The organism is Corynebacterium sp. HMSC077D03 (assembly GCF_001808545.1).
Lineage (GTDB): Bacteria > Actinomycetota > Actinomycetes > Mycobacteriales > Mycobacteriaceae > Corynebacterium > Corynebacterium simulans.
Genome location: NZ_KV793692.1, coordinates 4,044 through 22,187, shown reverse-complemented (window position 1 = coordinate 22,187; position 18,144 = coordinate 4,044). Strand labels below are relative to the sequence as shown.

Annotated in this window: 10 protein-coding genes and 3 pseudogenes; 9 read left to right on the top strand and 4 right to left on the bottom strand. The window is 61.9% G+C overall.

Annotated features, from left to right (window positions below; all coding sequences use genetic code 11):
• Nucleotides 1–99: 99 nt before the first annotated feature.
• The 4 genes and pseudogenes from HMPREF2888_RS13290 to HMPREF2888_RS13110 form a co-directional block, all read left to right on the top strand.
• Nucleotides 100–549: pseudogene (locus HMPREF2888_RS13290) on the top strand (helix-turn-helix domain-containing protein); the annotation flags it as partial.
• Between the two features lie 19 nt (nt 550–568).
• Nucleotides 569–891, top strand: a pseudogene (locus HMPREF2888_RS12755) (helix-turn-helix domain-containing protein); the annotation flags it as partial.
• Nucleotides 892–4,983: pseudogene (locus HMPREF2888_RS13115) on the top strand (amino acid adenylation domain-containing protein); the annotation flags it as partial. It lies immediately after the preceding pseudogene.
• A 55-nt stretch (nt 4,984–5,038) separates the two neighbouring features.
• Entirely contained in the window at nt 5,039–9,973 is a 4,935-nt protein-coding gene (locus tag HMPREF2888_RS13110; protein WP_246815051.1) for a non-ribosomal peptide synthetase, read from the top strand.
• 2 nt (nt 9,974–9,975) lie between these two features.
• Here HMPREF2888_RS13110 and HMPREF2888_RS07645 read toward each other — a convergent pair whose 3' ends face one another.
• The gene (locus HMPREF2888_RS07645) at nt 9,976–10,962 is read right to left on the bottom strand and encodes an alpha/beta hydrolase (RefSeq protein ID WP_224784305.1); all 987 of its coding nucleotides are present in this window, start codon (nt 10,960–10,962) and stop codon (nt 9,976–9,978) included.
• Nucleotides 10,963–11,039: 77 nt separating this feature from the next.
• Between HMPREF2888_RS07645 and HMPREF2888_RS07640 the strand changes: the two genes are divergently transcribed.
• The 3 genes from HMPREF2888_RS07640 (at nt 11,040) to HMPREF2888_RS07630 (ending at nt 13,878) form a co-directional block, all read left to right on the top strand.
• On the top strand, nt 11,040–11,984 hold the full coding sequence (locus HMPREF2888_RS07640; RefSeq protein ID WP_005325328.1) for a methionyl-tRNA formyltransferase: 945 nt from the start codon (nt 11,040–11,042) through the stop codon (nt 11,982–11,984).
• 65 nt (nt 11,985–12,049) lie between these two features.
• On the top strand, nt 12,050–13,066 hold the full coding sequence (locus HMPREF2888_RS07635; RefSeq protein WP_061920309.1) for an iron-siderophore ABC transporter substrate-binding protein: 1,017 nt from the start codon (nt 12,050–12,052) through the stop codon (nt 13,064–13,066).
• 173 nt (nt 13,067–13,239) lie between these two features.
• Nucleotides 13,240–13,878 carry a DedA family protein gene (locus HMPREF2888_RS07630; protein WP_005325329.1) on the top strand — a complete coding sequence of 213 codons (639 nt, stop codon included), beginning with the start codon at nt 13,240–13,242 and terminating at the stop codon, nt 13,876–13,878.
• Nucleotides 13,879–13,888: 10 nt separating this feature from the next.
• On the opposite strand, the gene HMPREF2888_RS07625 is transcribed toward HMPREF2888_RS07630, so the two are convergent.
• Genes HMPREF2888_RS07625 through HMPREF2888_RS07615 form a run of 3 tightly spaced genes read right to left on the bottom strand, consistent with a single transcriptional unit; the run spans nt 13,889 to nt 16,934 of the window.
• Nucleotides 13,889–14,671: an ABC transporter ATP-binding protein gene (locus tag HMPREF2888_RS07625; RefSeq protein ID WP_019176090.1), complete on the bottom strand. Its 783-nt coding sequence runs from the start codon at nt 14,669–14,671 to the stop codon at nt 13,889–13,891.
• Between the two features lie 50 nt (nt 14,672–14,721).
• Nucleotides 14,722–15,816: a FecCD family ABC transporter permease gene (locus HMPREF2888_RS07620; protein WP_005325330.1), complete on the bottom strand. Its 1,095-nt coding sequence runs from the start codon at nt 15,814–15,816 to the stop codon at nt 14,722–14,724.
• Nucleotides 15,816–16,934 (bottom strand): FecCD family ABC transporter permease, encoded by a 1,119-nt coding sequence (locus HMPREF2888_RS07615; protein ID WP_005325331.1) that lies wholly within the window; start codon nt 16,932–16,934, stop codon nt 15,816–15,818. The genes HMPREF2888_RS07620 and HMPREF2888_RS07615 overlap by 1 nt, the downstream gene beginning before the upstream one ends.
• Before the next feature lie 524 nt (nt 16,935–17,458).
• Here HMPREF2888_RS07615 and rpsH point away from each other — a divergent pair.
• Both rpsH and rplF read left to right on the top strand, forming a co-directional pair.
• Complete coding sequence (gene rpsH, locus HMPREF2888_RS07610; protein WP_034986964.1) at nt 17,459–17,857, top strand: 30S ribosomal protein S8; 399 nt, start codon at nt 17,459–17,461, stop codon at nt 17,855–17,857.
• Nucleotides 17,858–17,871: 14 nt separating this feature from the next.
• A partial coding sequence (gene rplF, locus HMPREF2888_RS07605) for a 50S ribosomal protein L6 (RefSeq protein ID WP_070518599.1) occupies nt 17,872–18,144 on the top strand: 273 nt, incomplete at its 3' end.

The window sequence follows — 18,144 nt, the reverse complement described above, 5'->3', positions numbered from 1 at the left end:
ACATAAACCCGCTCAACAATGGCTAAGTAGTGCTCTAAATCGGCATGAAACAATTGGACTCCTGGATGTTGTGGCAACGGGCGTGCTGTCAAGGGGTGAATGCGCCACTTCGACCGGGAGGTAGTTGTGACGCGTTGGACTCCGAAGGATGTTAAGGATGCTGCTGTTGAGCGCGTGGTGGCAGGCGAGGCAGTTAGCCTGGTCGCGCGTGATGTGGGTGTAGGCCCCGAATCGGTTTACGGTTGGTTGAGGGTAAGAGGTGTCGAACCTCCAGGCAGGCGTGCGAGTCGTTTGCGTGATCCGTTTGTCCGTGAGGCTGTTGGGTTGGTGCGTGCAGGTATGTCGATCAGTCAAGCAGCACAGACTGTTGGAATATCGACTGGCTTGCTTCACAGCAGGTTAAAGAAAGCTGGTGTAATCGAAGTGCGGCCTAGACGCGCCCACTTGTCACCTGATAAACGTGCCCAGGCCGTGGAGCGAGTGCTTGCTGGTGAGAGCTGTCAGACAGTGGCTGATGCTATCGGTGTGCATCCTTCTACCGTGTATGGGTGGATAAGGAAGCAGCGGTATGCGAAGTTACGCCGGCAGCGACATCGTCGAACGCCTGATGAGGCGGTGGTGTCTTTGCCAGATACAGGCAAGAAGCTGGGTAAAGATTCTGTTATGCCAGCACCGATGAAAACTCAAGCCGTTGATGGATTTCCTAGCGGCGTATTCGACAAACACGCCTTAGTAGGGCGTGGTCGCAGGCTTACTGTTGAAGACCGTGTTGCTATTGAAGCGGGATGTCGTGTCGGTGATTCGGCACGAGCCATCGCGCAGAAAATAAATAGGCACCACAGTGTCGTCGCTCGTGAAATCACCCGTAATGGTTGGAAGATCGTCGATGAGGTGGAGGTGAGTGTGGGAGATATTTTCTCTGCGCGCACTCCACAGCAACTGGCTCGGTGCGCCGAAGAGCGCGGAACCTTCGTGCAGGATCCAGACGATGAACCAACCGGTGAGGTGCAGTCGCTGCCGATTCTGCGCTGGTTCGATTCCATTACTGATCACGTGGACGGCTTCATTCAGTCCGTGGAGTTTTCAGTTCCAGAAGATGTGGATGCGCAGCTGGCCGGGCGAATGGTGGCTGACGTGCTGCAGGCGCACCCTGCACTGCGGGCCCGTGTGCAGCGGAATCCCTTGCGGCTGGAACTCCCGGAGGAATCTGCCGAAGAAGCGGTGGCGATCCACCCCACCACGGACATCGCTGCGCTTTCTGAACTGCTGGATCCGGCAGTCGGAGTGGTGGTAGCGGCTGGGCTGGTGCCCGGAAGATTGCGCCTTGTGGTGCATCACCTGGTGGTCGATGGCGTGTCATGGAACATTATCGGCGAGGACCTCGCCGCGGCGTATCGCGGGGAACAGCTCGCGCCGGAGCGGACGTCCCTGCGCCGATGGACGCAGCTGCTGCAACAGGCCGTTGATACTGGCGAATTCGCGGAGGATGCCAATAGTTCCCTGCCCCCATTGCCGAGTGCAGATGAACCTCTGCGGGACCCGCAGGTGCCAGCGCTTGCTGATAGTCCCGAGAAAGCGCCCACAGTCCGTGAGGAGCGCAGCGTGGTACATGAGGCATCAGTGCAGATCACGGACGAATTACTGGGTGCGGTGCCCCACGCTTTCCGCACGGGGGCGAATTCCGTATTGCTTACGGCATTGAGCGTGGCGTTGGCGCGTTGGCGTCGAAACAAACAAACATGGACCCTGGTGGAGATGGAGGGGCACGGCCGCGAAACCCGATTCGTACCCGGGCCACAGGGCAGGGAAGCAGACCTTTCACGCACGGTGGGCTGGTTCACCTGCCTATATCCCATGCTGATCGACCCCACCCGGGCGGCAGTGCAGGAGGCCTCCACAGAGGTCGAGGGCAGCATCGCCCCGCTAGCGCTGGCACTCAACGCAGTGAAAGACCAGCTCGCGGCCATCCCCGGCAACGGCGTTCCTTACCAGGCCCACACCTGGTTGCATCAGTCCGCGAAGACCCCTCCGCAGGCACAGGTGCTGTTCAACTACTTGGGGCGCGTATCCGCAGGAGCACAAGATTTCGCTCCCGCGGGTTCCACCGGCCAACTCGGCGAGCAACGCGACCCGGACCAGCCGTTGGTCCGCGAGCTGGAGTTCAACGCGATCGCCGAAGACACCGGCGAGGGATACGTCCTGCGCACCACGATCTCCTGGGCGCGCGGCAGGATCTCCCCCGAACGGATCGACGAATTGGTCGCGCACTGGGATGTGGCATTGCGCGAGGTGGCAGCGCTTGCCGATCACGGCGTGTTGTCCGTGGGCGACGTTGCCCCCGCACCCGTGAACTCTGCGGACCTGGCACGAATCACTGCGCAGAGCTCCGCGGAGCTGCAGGACGTGCTGCCGCTGACCCCGCTGCAGCACGGCATGTACTTCCACTCGCTATTCGAGGAATCGGCCAGCTCGTATGTGGAGCAACAGGTCTTGCGGGTGGAATGCAGCGAACCGTTTGACCGGGAGCGATTCGCCCGCGCTGCGCGTAATTTGATCCGACGCCACCCCGCACTGAGCACCCGCCCTTGGGAAACTGACGGTGGCGATGTGGTTGCCGTGATTGATCCGGGGATTGCCGAGCATTTGCGGGTGGACTTTCGGGACGTGACGGTGCCTGCCGAGTTGGCTGGGCCTGGATTAGACGGGTGGCTCGTGCAGCGTACGGAAGAGATTGCCGCTGATGACCTCTCGCGGGGAATCTCCTTGCAGCCGCCCGGTGATGCCGCGCCCGAGCCGCTCATGCGATGGACCGTTGTGCTCCCGACCAGTGTCGATGGTGCGGTGTGTGGCCAGGACATCGCCGTGATCCAGACGGTGCATCACCTGATCGCCGACGGATGGTCCGTGCCCATCATGCTGCGGGATCTCCTGGAGATCTACCGGGATGACGATGCCCGAATCCCGCGCTACGACCCGGACGCCGGAATGGCCGGCAGCGTGCGATGGGTGGCGCGCAGAGACGCGGAAGCCGATATGTCCGTCTGGCGCGAGGAAATGCGCGAGGTACGCCCCACGGTGCTGTGCCCTAATCCTTCGAGTTCGCTCGAGCGCCGGGAGTTGCTGGTAGACGATCCGCGGACTGTTGGCTTGTCTGAGCGTGCTCGGGCAGCGGGTGTGGGCCTGCCGGATGTGGTGCACGCGGCGTGGGGGCTGGTCCTTCGCACCTTGGTGGGCTGCGAACCTGGGGCTGACGTGGTGTTTGCCACTTCCGTTTCCGGCCGTGACATTCCCGTTCTTGGCGTGGCCGATGCCGTGGGCATGCAGCTCAACACCATCCCGGTGGTCGCGCCGGGGCAATCTGATCCCACCCTGCCGGTGACCAGCATGCTGCACGCCATGGTCCATCACAACAATCAGGTCCGCGATGTGCAGCACGTCAGCCTGGCTGATATTGCCCGCGACCTGGGAACCAACGCCAGCGAACTGCTGGATACGTTGATGGTGGTGGAGGTGCCGCTATCTCCACAGGACGTGGGCTGCCCCGGCTCGCCACTACAGGTTGCTGACGTGCGCAACAATGGCGCGCCGCACTTTCCCCTGTCCGTCGTGGTCAACCCTTCCGCTGAGCACCCACTGCGCCTGATCTACGATCCGCAGCGAATCACCGAGGTACGTGCCGAAAGGATCGCGCAGATGCTCGCGGTGAGTGTGGATTCTTTGCTGTCTGAATCCGGTGCGGTGGCGACCGTGGGTGAGGTTGCAGAGGCGTTGGGTGCGGTATCTGGTGTGGACACGCTTCCTTCTTTGTGGCGACGCAGCTTCGAGCACTCCCGCGACCGGCCCGCCCTGACCAGCATCGGAGAAGACGGTGCTGCGGAGCATTGGACCTACGAAGAACTAGACGACGCCGCTCAGCGTATACGCGCTGTGCTGGACCGGAAGGTTGCCATCCACACCCCGAGAGTAGCCCTGCTCATGGAGCGCGATGCGTGGCAGGTTGCGGCCATTCTGGCGACCACGATGTCCGCCGGCACCTACGTTCCCGTGGATCCGTTGTCCCCGCAAGCGCGGGTGGAATTGATCCTGGAGGATTGCCAGCCCGATGCCGTGCTGGTGTCTCCCAGCGCGGAAAAAATGGTCTCTGAGCTGGTAGATTGTCCCGTCCTCGTGGTCAGTGAACAGACGATGAGCGGGGAAGCGAAGCCGCCTGCGGGCCGGTCGGCAAGCGTGGCCCGTGCCAATGACATCGCCTACGTGATCTACACCTCCGGCTCCACAGGGCGGCCGAAGGGCGTGGCCGTCACACACGCCAACGTGACCGCGATGCTGGGCAATGCTCGCAGCCACGTGGAGTTTTCGCAGGAGGACGTGTGGTCGATCAGCCACAGCTTCGCCTTTGACTTTTCGGTGTGGGAGATGTGGGCAGCGCTGAGCTCCGGCGGGCGTGCCGTGGTGATGCCGTATGCGCTGATGCGCTCGCCCGAGGATGCCGCAGAGGTGTTGCGTGCCGAAGCCATCACGGTGCTGAGCCAGACCCCAACCGCCTTTGCCGCGTTGGAGCCGCACCTCGGGCAGGACTCTGCGGTGCGCACGGTGATCTTCGGCGGCGAGGCCTTGGAGGCCCGCGCGGAGGCTGCCTACTGCAGTGCTCATCCGAATGTTCGGTTTATCAACATGTATGGCATCACGGAGACGACAGTGCACGTCACAGCACACGAATGCTCCGAGAACGCAGGGGAGGCCCGCAGCCCGATCGGCCGCCCGATGGACGGGTTGCGTACCTATGTTCTGGACGCGCAATTACAGCCGGTGCAGCCTGGAGAGACCGGCATGATGTACGTTGCCGGGCCGCAGGTCACCGCGGGTTATTGGGGGCTTGCTTCTACCACGGCCTCCCGCTTCGTGGCCGATCCTTTCGTTGGCGGCGGCGCGCGGATGTACTGCAGCAATGACATGGCAAAGGTGCTGAACAACGGTCATCTGGATTACGTGGGCCGCGCCGATAGGCAGGTGCAGCTGCGCGGTTATCGCGTGGAGCTTGGGGGAGATCGAGAGCGCGCTGGAGAAGGTCAGCGGTGTGCGGGAGGCCACCGTGGTGGTCGTCGATCTGCCCGAAGGCCAGGTGCCGGGTGCGTTGTTGATTACGGATTCTCGTGCCGACGCAAAGGCGATCACCTCCCGAGCTGCCGCAGCGGCCCGAGACGCGCTCCCTGCCTACATGGTTCCGCAGCTATTCGCGGTGAGTACGCAGGTGCCGCAGACCATCAATGGCAAGCGGGATGAGCGCGCGATCCTGGACCTTCTGGGTGAGATTCCTGCTGCTCAGCAGGCTTCGGGCACCTCGGATCTGGTGGAGGCGATCTCGCAGGCAATTGCTGATGCACTTCGCTTGGACCGCGCCGAGGTGGAGCCGGACTCGGACTTCTTCCGCTTAGGTGGAGACAGTATTCTTGCCATCCGCGTTACTCACGCGCTGGCGCGCGCTGATCTCAACGTGACTCCGCGGGACTTCTTCTTGGGCCGCACGCCACGCAAGATTGCCGAGCGGGTCACGCCGCAGGCCACCCAGCAGAAAATCCAGGAAACAAGGCAGAGCCAGGAAGAAGCCCTGCCCAAGGACGGGCACCAGGAGATCTCGGGGGCTTTCCCCATCCCGGCGATGCTGCGCAGGCAGATGGAAAGAGGCATGAGCGACCGCTTTGTGCAGGCGCGCCGCTTGGATCTGGGGCCAGTCGCTGTGGAGGACTTGGAACAGGCCCTGCAGCAGGTAGCGCAGGCACATCCGATGCTTCGTACGCGCGTGGACACCAGTTCTGCGTTCGCGCACTTTGTTGGTGCCGAGGGAGACGGCCCTATGGTTGTGCGGGCTTTGGACGTGGATGCATTGATCGATCACATCGATATTGCTGCTGGTCGTAGCGTGGTGCTCGGGTGTGTGGATGGGTACGTCAAGGCCGTTGCTCATCACGCGGTGATCGATAGCGCCAGTTGGATGATTCTGGAAGACGATCTGCGCGATGCGCTCGCAGGGCGCAGGATTCTCTCCGGGCAGGCGAGCTACAAGGATCTTTGCCTGCAAGAACTGCACGATGCTCACACCGCAGCAGCTCAGGATGCCCTGCACTGGAGTGAACTGGCTACGCTGCCACGGCCCGTCGAGGACTCGAACCAGTGGAGTACGGATCATGTGAGCACGCTCGAAGTGAACATTGACGGACAGACCGCGCAGGTCCTGCAGAGCGTTGCACCCGACGTGATGGGTGTGGACGTTCAGGACCTCGTGGCAGGACTGGTGACCGTCGCGGTGGCTCGAACAATGGGCACGGACGCGCGGAGCTGGGCCGTGGACGTAGAAGGCCACGGACGTCCGGCTGATCATTCCTATGGTCGAACCCTCGGATGGTTTACCACCATCGCGCCGGTGGAAATCCCGTTGGCTGATCCAGCGGATGCAGCACGTGCCGCAGCGGAAATGCGCGCGCTCCACGAGGACGGCACAGCCCCGGACCGCCGCACTTATCAGGCACTGCGATACACACACCCGCAAGGGCAGCGAACCCTGGCCCATGGGGCACAGATCCTGGTCAACTACCTCGGACGGGGAGAGACTGGCGCTGTCCTCCACGCGCCGGGCGATGCCGCCTGCCAGTGGACGGATTACCTGGTGGAGGCCGATGTGTGGTCTAGCGAGCGGGCCGTAAGCATGGAGCTGTCCGTGGTGAATGCGGTGATTTCCGCCGAGCGTTTGCGCAGCGCCATCGGCGAGGTTGCTCGCGAGTTGCAGGAGCACGTCAGCCGCGAGCAATCCTCAGGACGCCGCGCTCCGCTGAGCGTGCTGCAGCGCGGAATCTGGTTCCAGTCACAGGTGGCAGCACCGGGTGCCTACGTTGCACAGACTGCGTTGACGTTTGACCGGAGACTGGATGCCGAGGCCGTGGTGGAAGCCTTCCGGGACACAGTGACCGTGCATCCAGCCATGGGCGCGGAGTTCCACACCGATGCTTCCGGCCAACCCGTGCAGAACTTGCCGTGGAGTGGACAGGGCATTGACCTCCCCGTCGAGACCACCGAAGGGGATCTCGAGGCGATCATGCACGCTGATCGCAGCGCGGGCATCGATCTCGCATCCGTGCCGCTGGCGAAGGCAACCATCGTCACCGGCCGAAGTGACGGACAGCCTGGCGACACGCTGCTTCTTACCTACCACCTGGTTCTGGTCGATGGTTGGTCGCGTGCAGTGATGCTGCAAACCTTCCTCGAGAGGCTGACGTTGAGGTCCGGCCAGGCCCGCACGCAGGGTGCGGGAGAGTTGGTTCCTCGCGGTTGTTCTATTGCTGACGCCCTGCTCGAGTCCGTTGACACTCGCAAAGAGCAGGCAGATAGCGACTATTGGGTACATCGCCTAGAGACGTTGTCTCAGCCCACGCTCGTTGCCCCGCAGGCCGCGGATATCTCTTCAGAGCACGCTGGTAGCGAGTTGCCTCGCCAGGTGTTTGCCGAGGTCAGCGAGCAGCTGACCGGCGCACTGCAGGAAAAGATCCGGGCGCAGGCCGTGACGTTGACCTCCGTGGTCAACGCAGCCGTGGCCGTGGCCTTGGGTGCTGTCACAGGGGATTCGGATGTGGTGTTTGGTCAGTCTGTCAGTGGCCGCGATGCCTTGAGCGACCCCGCCATGTCTGATGTGGTGGGAGTGCTGCTCAACACAGTGCCAGTGCGAGTGACAGCTCGGCCCGGCCAGAGCATAGAAGAACTGGTCCAGGATGTTTATCGCCAGCGCATCGAGGATATGGACCACGATTCCGCGGACCTCGGCGCCATCCAGCGGCAGCTGGGGGTAGGCACGCTGTTCGATTCCATGGTGGTGGTGCAGAACTTCCTCGATCCGCAGGCAGCAGCGGAACTTCGGGAACGCCACGGGGTTGTGGAGGAGCGCGCGGAAGATTCCACGCACTTCCCTCTGACCTGGGTATTCACTCCGGGGCCGAAGCTGGGCATCAAGCTGGAATTCCGCCACGACGTGGTGGACGAGTCCCTCGCACATTCCGTGCTCAAGGCCGCGACCGAAGTCCTGACCGCGTTTGTGGACACACCAGAGGTCCCGCTCGCTCAGCTGGCCCAGTTGGCGCCAGCCCGAGCGGAGGATTCTTCCCCGCAAAGCACGACGGAGCAGATGGCTTCCTGGCAGAAGGCCGAAGGCATTGACCGCACCATTGCGGATGAGCTCAAGGACACCGCCCAGCGCTTCCCAGATCGCATCGCGCTAGCGGATGACGCACAGCAGTGGACGTTCGGTGAGCTGATTGCTCGCTGTTCCGACATTGCGGAAAAGATCAAGAATTGCGGCGTGACCAGCGGCGATACTGTCGCCATTGCGGTGGAGCGCTCCGCGCATTCGGTGGTGGCTCTGCTGGGAGCCCTGTGGGCAGGGGTGCGCTACGCGCCGCTTGATCTGACGCACCCCGATGGGCGGCTCCGGGTCCTCGTGGAGGACAGCCAGCCCGCAGCCGCGCTGGTGGACTCGAGTTCTCGGGAGCGCATGGAGCGGATCGGTGCGCTTCCTTGCGTCGACGTCACCACTGCCGATTCCCACGCCACCACCCACACGCCTGCGGCGGTGCCCGGGGACGATGCCTACCTGATGTACACCTCCGGATCGACCGGCAAGCCCAAGGGCGTGGTGATCAAGCATCGCGGGCTGCACAACATGCTGGACAATCACCGGCGCAAGATCTTCGCCCCAGCTGCTGCCGATGGGCGGACGTTGCGGATCGCGCATGCCATCAGCTTCGCCTTCGATATGTCGTGGGAAGAGCTGTTTTGGCTGGTGGAAGGCCACGAGGTGCGGATCTTCTCCGAGGATTTGCGACGCGATGCTGCGGCCATGGTTGAGGCCATTCGCGCGCATCAGGTGGATGTCATCAACGTCACCCCGACCGTTGCCGAGCAGCTGCTCGCGGAGGGGATGCTGGAATCCGGCGCGCATCGCCCGCGGCTGGTGCTCTTGGGCGGCGAGGCTGTCTCGCACGGCGTGTGGGAGACCTTGCGAAAGGCCGATGACGTGCGCGGATACAACCTCTATGGACCCACCGAGTACACCATCAACGCCCTGGGTGCTGGCACGGATGAGAGCGCCACGCCCGTGATCGGAATGCCGGTGGATCGCACGGCGGCGTTCGTTTTGGACCCGTGGTTGCGCCCCGTTCCTACAGGAGCGCCGGGTGAGCTCTACCTCGCGGGCAGCGGCTTAGCGCAGGAGTATCATGGGCTCGCGGCGCGCACCGCCAGCTCCATGGTCGCCTGCCCGTGGGGCGCCCCGGGTGAGCGGATGTATCGCACGGGAGACATCGTCCGCGTGCGTGCGGATGGCATGTTCGAGTACCTCGGACGCAGCGACGATCAGGTGAAAATTCGTGGTCACCGCGTGGATCCCGGCGACGTCTCGGCCGCCGTGTCCCGCGGCGTTGATCCCCGCATCCTCCACTGCGTGACCGTTCCTGTTCGTATATCCGACGCCACACTCCTGGCCTGTCACCTCGTGGCCCCACAACTGCGCGATGCGGACCAGGGGGAGCGGCAGAGTTTCCTGACTGGCGTGCGTAATGCATTGCGCGAGGAACTGCCCAGCTACATGATCCCGGATCGATGGTCGATCGTGGATGAGTTGCCGGTGACGTCGAATGGAAAGACCGACCTTGCTGCACTGGGTGAGGGAGAAAGGATCATGGAGAAGGGCCGCGAACCGGCGAACGAAACCGAGGAGATCACGGCGGAGCTGTTTGCCGAATCGCTAGATATTGAGCCCGAGGACGTGCCGGTGGATGCTGATTACTTTGACATGGGTGGGCACTCCATGGCGGTCATCAAGCTCTGCGCACTGCTGCGTGGAGAGCTGGGAGTGGAGGTTGGCGTGCGCGAATTCTACGGTCTGCGGACAGTCGAGCGCGTGGCGGAGTTTGTGGAGGCGCGCTCGTAGATTCAGCCCAGCAATTCGGCGAGTGCCGGGATGATCCCGTGGCGCCACATCGCAGGGTCGTGGCCACCGGGCGTGCGGTGATTGGTGGTGGGAAAGCCGCGGCGTGTCAGGGCATCGGCCACTGCATCCACGTGTCGTTGCATGGGCGGCTCTTCTGCACCGCACGTCAGTACGATGCGTGCCAGACCGGAGCCACTGTGAGCCGCAGGATTTTCGAGTGAGGGGCCAGTGAGCTGTGCGGCAATGTCGCCTCCTGCGGGCCCGTCCGAGAGCGTGTCCGCGAGCTCTGCAGAACGGTCAGCGGACCACCAGACGGCAGGGGACTGGGCGATGGCTCCTTTGATTGCAGGCGTGGTTTCGGTGGAAGCCGTAAGAGCTGCGCGCAGGGCGGAGAGACCGCCGAAGCTTTGCCCCACCAGGACTATGTGGCTGCTGTTGATGATCGGCGGAAGCTCGGTGGCCAGTGCGCTGGCGAATGTTTGGGAGGTGTACTCCTCGCTGCGGTCTTTGGCTGCCGGCAGGAAGACGCGGTTGATCTGGGGGATAAGCCCTGCCGTGACTGCCCGGTCCAGTGCGCCCGTGAGGTCATGCAGATGGATCCAGTCATCGCCATCCAAAAACACCACGGTGGTATCCGCACCGCGGTCATCGAGGCGCGCGGTGCAGCGCCTGCCGAATACCTTCCGGTCGATGGACAGGCGTGCGCCGGGCAAGTCCGCGATGACTTCTGGGGAGCGAGGCGGCCAGAGTGTCTGGTCCACAGAATCGCCGCTCAATAGGCTCGCCTGTGGGCCTGCGCCGTGTGCGTTATGTGGATCGGGATATTTCAGCTCGCCGGATTGAAAGCTATAGGTCACTGCTGAGTGCGCCGGGATGCGCACATCGACGGTGGACATCGATTCGGTGAGCTCGACGTTCGAGCGGTAGGGGTCCGGGAAAACGAGGGCTTCCGCATCCGCGGGCACCGAGATTCGGTGAAGGGTGGTCACGTCCGGGGAGTCTGGCATGAAAATTGCGCCACTTTCATCATTGACTACATAGGTAAACCTAAGCTAACATCCCCTGCATGCGAGTTGCTGTTTTCGGCTATCAGTCGTGGGGACACCGGACGTTGTCTGCGGTCATCAATGCTGGTCATGAAGTAGTTTTGGTAGTTACGCACCCTGCCAGCGATCACCCTTATGAGCAAATGTGGGCAGACTCCGTTGAGGAGCTCGCCAGCGAACATGAGCTCCAGGTGTGTGTCACTGAGCGCGTGGGTCAAGACGTCATTGAGGCGTTGCGCGATGCTGCACCAGACATCATCGTGGCCAACAATTGGCGAACCTGGCTTCCTCCCGAGGTTTTCAGCCTGGCCAAGCACGGCGCATTGAATGTCCACGATGGTCTCCTGCCCGAGTACGCCGGATTTTCGCCCATCCTGTGGGCGCTGTTGAACCGGGAAACTCACGTGGGCGTCACTGTGCACGAGATGGATGAAGTGCTGGACGGCGGACCCATCGTTGCCCAGCGCGCGATCCCCGTGGGTCCGCAGGACACCACCACGGATCTCGTGGCCAAGACCATCGACCTCATCGAGCCCCTCGTGGAACGCGCATTGAGTGACGTCGCCCAAGGCACCGCCACTGCGCAACCTCAAGATCCCACCCGCGCTACGTACTTCCACAAGCGCGGCGAGCAGGAATCTCGCATAGATTTCACCCAACCTGCGGAAGATATCGCCTTGCTGGTCAGGGCGCAGTCCGACCCGTACCCCAATGCTTACTTTGAATTCCGAGGCCAGCGCGTCCGCGTGCTTTCCGCGCACGTCTCGCAGGGCCGCTTCGGCGGAACCCCCGGCCGAGTCACCATCCCTCACGAGGGAGGAATCGCGGTGGTCTGTGGATCGCCCCGTGCCAACGTGCCGGCGCCGGCGATTGTTCTGGATCGTGTTCGTCTCGACGACAACTCGGAACTGACCGCCACCGAATTCTTTGGACATAGGGCTGGATATATCCAACCAAAGGTTTGACCTTTCCCTTTTGTGTACGGGCCACGCCTCGCGCGGAAATCCGTCACCAGTAACAACGGAGAAAAATGACACTCAAGAAGATTCTCGTTAGCACCGCTGCTGTGCTGACCTTGGGCGCGGCACTGACCGCTTGCTCGACTGATGACCAGTCCGGAAATTCCGGGGACTCCCAGGCAGTCAACGCCGAGCAGGGCGCATTCCCCACCACCATCGAGCACCGCTACGGCTCCACCGAAATCAAGGAAGCCCCGCAGCGCGTGGTCTCCTTGGGCTACACGGATCAGGACGCACTGCTGGCGCTGGGAGTTACTCCTGTCTCCGTGAAGTACTGGGACGGAATGACCCCGGATGGTCAGGCTGCGGGCAACTGGTCCAATGACAAGATCGAGGGCGACACTCCTCGGATCGACAAGGACACAGAAGTCAACGCGGAAGCCATCGCCAAGGACAATCCAGACCTCATCGTGGCCGTGTACTCGGACATCGATGAAGACACGTACAAGAAGCTGTCTGAGATCGCCCCTGTCGTCGTACAAAAGGGCGAATACGAAGAACTACAGCAACCATGGGACGTGACCACGGAAGAGATCGGGCAGGCCGTGGGCAAGCCTGAAGAGGCAAAGCGCCAGGTGGAGCAGGTCAAGGAGAAGTTCGCAGAGCTCAAGGGCCGCCACCCAGAATGGGCCGAAAAGGAACTCGGCGTGGCCACTGTCTCCGACGAGAGCCTGGCTGTCTTTGCCGAGGGCGATCCGCGTAGCCGCTTCTTCACCGAGCTGGGATTCAAGATCAACCCGGCCTACGCGGGCATCACCAAGGACAAGTTCTACGATGAGGTCTCCAAGGAAAACGCAGACCAGATCAACTCTGACGTGCTGGTGTGGGATCAACTGTCTTACTCTCCGAAGCAGAGCAAGGCTTCTGTGACCGAGGATCCGATCGTGGGCAAGCTGCCCGCCGTGAAGGACGGACACAGTGTCTACCTGGAAGGCGACCTGGAAAAGGCCTTCGGATGGCAGACCGTGCTGAGCCTGAACTACCTGCTGGACAAGATCGAGCAGCCGTTGGCAGACGCCACGAAGTAGTCTGAATCAACTGCCGAACCGCCCCGCATGAACGTGCTGGGGCGGTTTTGCTGTTGCTGGCTAGGGGACGGGCACTCATGGGGATAACGGATGCACGCTAGGGGCGAGCTGCCTGTATTCCGGTCAGAAACCGGGGTAAGAATAGACCAGTTGTTTTCTAGAAGGGATTCCCTGTGCACTTAAGCGACCTCATGGACGCCACCACCCTGCTCCAGAACTTTGGCGGCTGGGCGCTCGGCGGCATTGCGCTGATTATCTTTATTGAATCCGGCGTGCTCTTCCCGTTCCTCCCCGGCGATTCCATGCTGGTCACCGCGGCAATCTTGCGCGATCAGCTGGGCTTGAACGTTCCGATTCTGGTGGGCGTGGCCATCGTCGCGGCGTTCTTGGGCGACCAGGTAGGTTTCTGGCTCGGCCACCGCTTTGGCCGCAAGTTGTTTAAGCCCGACGCCAAGATCCTCATAACCGAGCACCTCGAACAAGCCGAGGCTTTCTTCCTGAAGTACGGGCCGTTGGCTCTGGTACTGGGGCGCTTCATCCCGATCGTGCGTACCTACATTCCCGTGGCCGCTGGTACCGCGGAGATGCCGTACAAGAAGTTCGTGGGATGGAACGTCACGGGTGCAGTGCTGTGGATTGTCAGCATGGTCGGCATTGGCGTGCTGCTGGGGGATATCCCGGGCATTGCGGATCGCATCGACATGATCGCCATCGTCATCGTGCTGGTGTCTGTGACTCCGGTGGTGATTTCCGCGATGATCAACTGGCGGAAGTCCAAGAAGACTCCCGCCCAGGAGCTGATGGAGGACTAAGCCCTGATCGTCACTTGGGGACGATCAGCGGACCGCCGGTGACAGGATCCTCGATGACTAGCGCGTTGAGGGCAAACGCCTCGAGCAGTAGCTCTGGGGTAATGACCTCGCTGGGACGCCCGGTGGCGAGGACCTGTCCATCCTTCATCACCACGAGATTATCGCTGTAGCGTACAGCCAAGTTGAGATCGTGCAGCACCATCACCACAGTCCGATCCAGCTCTCGGCGTAGACGCTGCACCAGCTCCAAAATCTCTACCGACGTGGCCAGATCCAGGTAGGTGGTGGGCTCGTCCAGGAACAGGATGTCCGTGTTCTGCGCAAGAACCATGGAGATCCACACACGCTGCCGCTGCCCTCCGGACAGAGAATCCAGGGTGCGCTCCGCCAGCCCCATCGAGCCAGTCATTTCCAGCGCCTTGTGCACCTCGGCTTCGTCCGTGGACGACCACTGACGGATCCACGATTGGTGTGGGTGCCGACCGCGCGAGACGAGATCAGCCACGTTGAGTCCCTCCGGGGCGGTAGGGGTTTGTGGCAGCACGCTGATGGTCCGTGCGAGGTCCTTGCGCCTGATGGATGAGATATCGGCGCCGTCTAACAGCACTTCGCCCTCATTCGCCGGAAGGAGACGAGACATGGCTCGCAACAACGTGGATTTGCCGCAGCCATTGGGGCCGATGATTGTGGTGATCTGCCCGCGAGGAAAGTCCACGTCCAAGCCTTCGATGACCGTCCGGTCGCCGTAGCCCACGGCGAGGCCGCGTGCGCTCATGCTGTGCTTCTGAGTCATGTGTCCTTCTTTGTTCGCGGCACTGCTAACTTCCAGCGTGGGATCTTTTCTCATGCCGTGGTTGACCTATTCCGTTGGACCAGCAAATAAATAAGGAACGCACCGCCGATTGCCGAGGTGAGAATGCCCACCGGCAGCTCTACGGGCAGAAGAGTTTGGGTGCTGATATCTGCCAGCAGGAGTAGCGCAGCGCCGGTCAGCGCAGAGGCCAGAAGCGGTGGTGCAGAGCAGTTGCACAAGCGCAGCGCCACCTGTGGGGCCACGAAGGCGACGAACCCGATGGGGCCAGCGGCCGAGACCGCCACTGCTGCCAAAGCCACGGCAGCGGCGAGCAGAAGCACCTGCACACCCTGGACGTTTTGTCCCAAAGCCCGTGCAGTATCCGAGCCCAGCAAGGTGGCTAAAAGTTGGTGACCAATCCAGGCCAGCAGCGGTGTAAACACCAACACAACAATGGCGATGGGCCACATCTTGGACCAGTCCGCAGTGCTCAGGGAGCCAGTAAGCCAGAACTGCGCGGCCGCGGCATCGCGCAACTCCGTGCGGATCATCAGGAAGTTGATATACGAGGTCAACAGAGCAGAGATGATGATGCCGAACAGCACTAGCCGGAAGGAATCAGTCGATCTCCTCCACGCCAGAGCCCACATCACCGTTGCGGTGACAGCCGCACCAAGCACCGCGGCCAAGGGAATGCCGATGCTGCTGAGCCAGCCGAGGAAACCACCAGCGCCACCACCCAGAGTGATGACGGTGACCGCGGCCGCGGACGCGCCCGTAGTGAAGCCCAAGATATCCGGGCTGGCCAGCGCATTGCGAGTCACGGACTGAGTGAGGGCTCCGGATAATCCCAGCGCACAGCCCACCAGAATGGCCGTCAGCGCACGAGGCATGCGCCAATCCAAAACCACCAGACGCTCAATGCGGGTGCCCTGGCCGGTGAACAGCACCTCCAGCACACGAGCCGGGGACACAGGATAGTCACCCAGGCCGATGGAGACCGCCGCTAGCAAGACGATCGCCACGAGCAGCAATAGAGACACCGTCAACGCGCGAGGGCGCCAGACCACAGAAAATGAGCCCACGCGGAATGGCGGGCGCCCAGGGATAGTGGAAGAGGTAGGGCGGGCAAGGAGGGAACTCATTAAATGGCCACCACCCGGCGTCGATAAATAAGGGCGATGAAGAACGGCGCGCCCACGAACGCGAGGATGATGCCTACTTGCAACTCGCCCGGACGAGCGATCAGACGGCCCACCACGTCTGCGAACAGCATCATCACCGCACCCGTCAGGGCAGAGTAAGGGAGGATCCAGCGGTAATCAGGGCCCGTGATGGCGCGCACGAGGTGCGGGACCACCAGGCCGATGAAGGTGATGGGGCCGGCGGCAGCTGTCGCGGCACCGGCCAGCAGTGCGATCAGAGCCATGCCAATCAGGCGGGCGCGCTGGGTGTTGATGCCCAGTCCGGAGGCGATGTCATCGCCCAGATTCAGGAGGTTTAGCTGCGGTGCCGTGATGAACGCCAGCAGGAGGCCCACCAGGATAAACGGCAGCACGCCGTAGAACACGGTGAGATCCCGGCCCGCGATGGAGCCGACGGTCCAGAAGCGCATGCGATCCAGATTGGCATCGTCAGTGAGGATAAAACCGCTGATGATGGCGCTGAGGACCGCGGACAAAGCCGCGCCGCCGAGGACCAGCGTCATTGGATTGGCCTGTCCTCCTCCTATGGACGCCAAACTAAACACCAACGCAGTAGCAGCGATGGCCCCACCGAACGCCCACATGCTGGTAGCCCACACGGACGTCACACCCAGCAAGGAGAAGCTGGCAACCACGGCCAGGGACGCACCGTAGTTGATGCCGAGAATGCCCGTGTCCGCGAGAGGGTTGCGCGTGTGCCCTTGGATCAATGCACCGGAGGCGCCAAGGGCAGCACCGGCGACTAGGCCCAACAGGGTGCGGGGAATGCGGAGCTCGACGATCACGCGCTGATCCACATTCAGCCCCTCCGCGTGGCCGAACGCCGTGCCGAGATCGCGGAACACGGCGGACACTTCTCCAAAAGGGATCTGCCGTGATCCAAACACGATGCTGGCAACGATGCTGGCGAGCAATAGGAGGAAAAGGACGCCGAGGCCGACGAGGCGACGCGGGATTTTACCTGATGGAGCGCTGGCAGAAGCGTCCGCAGTAGCGTCCGCGCGAGACCCCAGGTGTGATTGAGAAGGGGATTGCGCATGCGGGGTAGAGATAGCCATGCATCCCTCCTTGACGCGTGAAAGTCCATGATCTTAACGGGAGCAAGCTTATATGAACAAGGTAAGCCTAATCAAAGTACTACAAGGAGGGATTGTGGAGCTGTGCAGGTGAGTGTGTGAGCCAGCAGGTGCGGCTAGTGAGGTCGGTCGGCCCTGAATGGCGCCGACCCTACACCTCAGCTCTATGCTTCTGAGCAGGGATTTGGACATGTTTTAGCTGGTTGCTAGGCTAGTCAGGTCTTGCCGTAGGTAGGTACCCCCATGTTCTTTTTTTCGACGCTAACGCGTCAAAATCCCGGGAATGCCACATGACCTGCGGAAAGAGTCTCCCGCTACAAGGGAGAAAAACTGTACATCCACTTTGTTACAGGCCCCTCGCCCGAAGCGGCCGCACGGATAAAGGCAGCGAGCACCCCTAACTACTGAGTTAGGCGGAGCGTGAGTAGCCAGCGATCGTGCGGTACACGCGATTCATCAAGGGTGAGCACGGGAACCGTAACGAAAAAGGCAACAGGTCACTTCACATGACCATGACTGATCCGATTGCGGACATGTTGTCACGAGTGCGCAACGCAAACAATGCGTTCCACGACACCGTGTCTATGCCATCCTCCAAGATCAAGGCCAACATCGCCGAAATCTTGAAGCAGGAAGGCTACATCGCCGACTACTCCGTTAACGACGAGACCGTCGGCAAGACCCTGGAGCTTAACCTGAAGTACGGCCCATCTCGCGAGCGTTCCATCGCTGGCGTGCGTCGTGTTTCCAAGCCGGGTCTGCGCGTTTACGCAAAGTCCACTAATCTGCCAAAGGTTCTCGGTGGCCTGGGCGTGGCTATTATCTCCACGTCCCAGGGTCTGCTGACTGACCGTGAGGCCAACAACAAGGGCGTGGGCGGAGAAGTCCTCGCCTACGTCTGGTAAGAGGAGGTTTAACCATGTCTCGTATTGGCAAGGCACCGGTGACCGTCCCCTCTGGCGTCACCGTCACCATCAACGGCCAGAACGTTGAAGTCAAGGGTCCTAAGGGCACCCTGGCTGAAGAGATTCCGGCACCAATCACCGTGGCTCAGGAAGGCGAAGAACTCGTCGTCTCCCGCCCCGATGACCGCCGCAAGAACCGTTCCCTGCACGGCCTGTCCCGCTCCCTGATCAACAACATGGTCGTGGGCGTTACTACTGGCTACACCATCAAGATGGAAATCTTCGGT

Excerpts from the sequence above, each read along its gene's own strand:
- HMPREF2888_RS07640 (WP_005325328.1), top strand. The coding sequence starts at position 11,040 with ATGCGAGTTGCTGTTTTCGGCTATCAGTCGTGGGGACACCGGACGTTG.
- HMPREF2888_RS07635 (WP_061920309.1), top strand. The coding sequence starts at position 12,050 with ATGACACTCAAGAAGATTCTCGTTAGCACCGCTGCTGTGCTGACCTTG.
- HMPREF2888_RS07625 (WP_019176090.1), bottom strand. The coding sequence starts at position 14,671 with ATGACTCAGAAGCACAGCATGAGCGCACGCGGCCTCGCCGTGGGCTAC.
- HMPREF2888_RS07620 (WP_005325330.1), bottom strand. The coding sequence starts at position 15,816 with ATGAGTTCCCTCCTTGCCCGCCCTACCTCTTCCACTATCCCTGGGCGC.
- HMPREF2888_RS07615 (WP_005325331.1), bottom strand. The coding sequence starts at position 16,934 with ATGGCTATCTCTACCCCGCATGCGCAATCCCCTTCTCAATCACACCTG.
- rpsH (WP_034986964.1), top strand. The coding sequence starts at position 17,459 with ATGACCATGACTGATCCGATTGCGGACATGTTGTCACGAGTGCGCAAC.